The following is a 2,932-nucleotide window of genomic DNA, read 5'->3' as shown; positions in this document are numbered from 1 at the left end:
CTGGCGCTGCCAAAAATCAACGCGTTCTTGAGTGGTCATAGCGGAAATCCCAACGTAGATACGATGGGTTTCAGTGTGCCGAGGTGATCTCAGTAAAAACAGGTGCTGATTCAGGGGCGCTTACGTTTCATCAAACGCCTGTGGAAGCTGCAGTGGTTCCGCTCTCCGACACCATTGACTCAACCTATGCGTGATCTGTTCTGGGAGTATACCCAGGGCATAGCCCATATAGCAGTTTCCTTGTTCTATCTCTGCCAGGCGCGTGCCGTGATGGCGGGGCGGGAGGTCATAGACAAAGTACTGGTCACCAAGGTGTTCAATGAAGAGCTCTCGATGATACACCCCATGATCAATGCCCTCAGAAGTGGTCGGGAAGATAAAATCCTGCAATACGCCGATCTGGATATATCCAGGGACTCGATCCGTATATTTGGGCAACAAGTACCAGAGACTGGCCCCGATACTCTTAGTGCGAACGATGCTGGTGTGGGGGACAGAAAGGAGACGAAACAATCCAAACTGGCAAAAATGTTGGTGCAAATGGGACTGGGTGAAGACATAGCCCCGCTCGTAGCAGAGCAGACTATTGCAGAAAAACCGGAGGAAGATCTATTTGGTCTGGTGGCTCACATCAGAAACTTGCAAGAGAGAAAGGCTCCCCTTGGCAAGCCTGTGAAGCCTAAAGCCGAACCACTATGCCCTGTCTATTTGGACAATGATTTGCGTCAGCTAAGAGATGACGACCCTTTACTGAGCTACCAGAATCTGAAACAGGTAGGGATCATCATTGAGTTAGCCGCATATTTATAAAGCATCGCCAGTATTGCTATATTTATAGCAGTCCTGCTACCAAGGATTGCCTGTCATGCTTAGGCAGTTTCCTGTCCCACATCCGGATGAATTGCTAAGTAGCATATTGGCGCGCTTTGTGACCAGACAAGGGATCACTGAGGATAAAGTTGCTCTAGATCTGCTGTTTGATTCGCGCCTGGTTGTTCCTTCCGCCTTGTTTCAGGGGCATGTCCATCAGCTACTAAAACGGGTGGGACACCTTTGGCCTGCCACCACGCGCCAGGTCATTGAGTCACATAGCCCACTACCTCTATTTCGCCCTTTTGTTGGTCGCCGCACCTATGAGCAACTCGTCGGTGATTTGAGTGGCTATCGCCAAAATCACAGCCTGCTGCGGACGGGAGTAAACGCATCAATTTTACTCTGGCCTGTAAGTTTCAAGATTTGTCCCCTGTGTTGGCATCATCAATCAAGTTTGTATGGCTACGCGTTCTGGCAGCGCTTGTTCCAGTGCCCTGGCGTTGAGTGTTGTCCCTTGCACGGTTGTCTGTTGCTGGATACCAAGTTGCCAATGCAGTCAGAACATCGGCATCACCTTGTTGGTGCAGCTGATATGGTGAGAGCCATTCCGGTGGCTGGGGTAATGGCCAGTGATCAGCAAATCAGGCTGGCGAAGTGGGTGCAGCAACTTCTCAATCCTGTATCCGGGATGCCGGATGTGGGCCTGCTTGATAAATGGAGCTGTTATTACCATCGATTGGCGACCGAATTGGGATTTGCGCACGGCCATCGGATCCATCATCAAGCCATCCATGACTTGGTTACTCATTATTGGGGGTTGGGATGGCTGGAAAAACAGGGGTTGGGTCGCCTAGCCGCCGATGATGACTGGCTCACGATGATATTTCGTAAACATCGTCGACCTTTTTCTTATCTACAGCACTTGGTCTGTTGGAGTGCCTTAAAGCCAGATCTTGGTGATATCAAGGATGTTTTTCAATTTGTGGCGACGTTGCAACATGGTTCCGCTACTCCTGCTAGGTATTATTCCAGCAAGGCTCAGAGCCGTTGTGTTGAGTATCGGACTGGTTGGTTGAGCATGGGGCGAGCGTACCCTGACCTTAAACAAATCAGGGCGAACAGGGAGGGGGCTCGTTTGTACTCATGGCTTTACCGATATGATCATCAATGGTTGCAAGTGCACAAACCAGTGCCGATCAAGCACTATGTTAATCAGAGAGTTGATTGGAAAAAAAGGGATCTCATTACTGTCAGACGACTACTTGCAGTTGAATCCTCATGTCAAAACAAGCTTGAGGGCCCGCGTCGCTCTAGGGCGTGGTTCAGTAACCAGATCGGGGTCAAAGGTTTGATCGATAAAAAGCTGCACAAGCTACCGCTTTGTCAGCTTTTTTTTGATCGATATAGCGAATCTGTAGATGAATACCAGACTCGCAGGCTGGCCTGTGTTATGGATCAACTAATTGATAATAATGAGTATTTAAGGCCCATCTGTGAGATTGAACGAATTGCTGGCCTCAGCCGTCAACGTTGCCGAAAACCTGCGCGGGAAATTCTCCGACTGGACATCCCAGCCTGGCAGAGAGCTCAAGCACTTTCCTACGGGAAAACCTCTTATAGCAATCGGCCCAATCAGTACCCAAAAGATACTGAACCAAAAGATTAGGCCCCTCATTCGAGTTCAGTTTCAGGGGCATGCAGAGAGCCAGATTCCGGCAGAGCTCATTCCAATGTTGGTTCAAAACAGCACCTACGATAACAAGAAGAGATCAGCACCAAGCAATCAACAAACATATAAATTCATCACTGATGGAACACTTTATAGGTTCAATGATCAGCATGGCCGCAACCTGGCGGTATTGACTGATGGTTCTGTTAGAGTTGTTGTGTCTCTGTTGGAATTAGCCAGAACCATTTTTCTCGAAAATATTCATCTCACCAGAACGGCATTGAGACCAAATGGGCTAGCGGGTATGGCACTTGCAGATGAAAGTCTGTCTCTTGATCAGATCTTGATCCCCGAAGCCATCATCTCTTTGGCGGCAATAAAGCCGTCCAGTTTACTTTGCAGTGTTTGCCAGCCTTCCCAGAGTGAGCTCCAGCCTGCAATCCCTGTTCG

2 protein-coding genes are annotated in these 2,932 nt (G+C 49.0%); both read left to right on the top strand.

Annotation, left to right across the window (positions count from 1 at the left end; genetic code table 11):
- Positions 1-186 precede the first annotated feature (186 nt).
- Positions 187-810 carry a hypothetical protein gene (locus GWQ22_RS21100; RefSeq protein WP_275931574.1) on the top strand — a complete coding sequence of 208 codons (624 nt, stop codon included), beginning with the start codon at positions 187-189 and terminating at the stop codon, positions 808-810.
- A gap of 55 nt (positions 811-865) precedes the next feature.
- Positions 866-2,479, top strand: coding sequence for a TnsD family Tn7-like transposition protein (locus GWQ22_RS21095; protein WP_275919812.1), 1,614 nt, complete (start codon positions 866-868; stop codon positions 2,477-2,479).
- The last annotated feature ends 453 nt before the right edge of the window (positions 2,480-2,932 follow it).

This window comes from Aeromonas sp. 1HA1, from assembly GCF_029237385.1.
Classification (GTDB): domain Bacteria; phylum Pseudomonadota; class Gammaproteobacteria; order Enterobacterales; family Aeromonadaceae; genus Aeromonas; species Aeromonas popoffii.
This window is presented reverse-complemented; position numbering and strand designations above follow the sequence as displayed.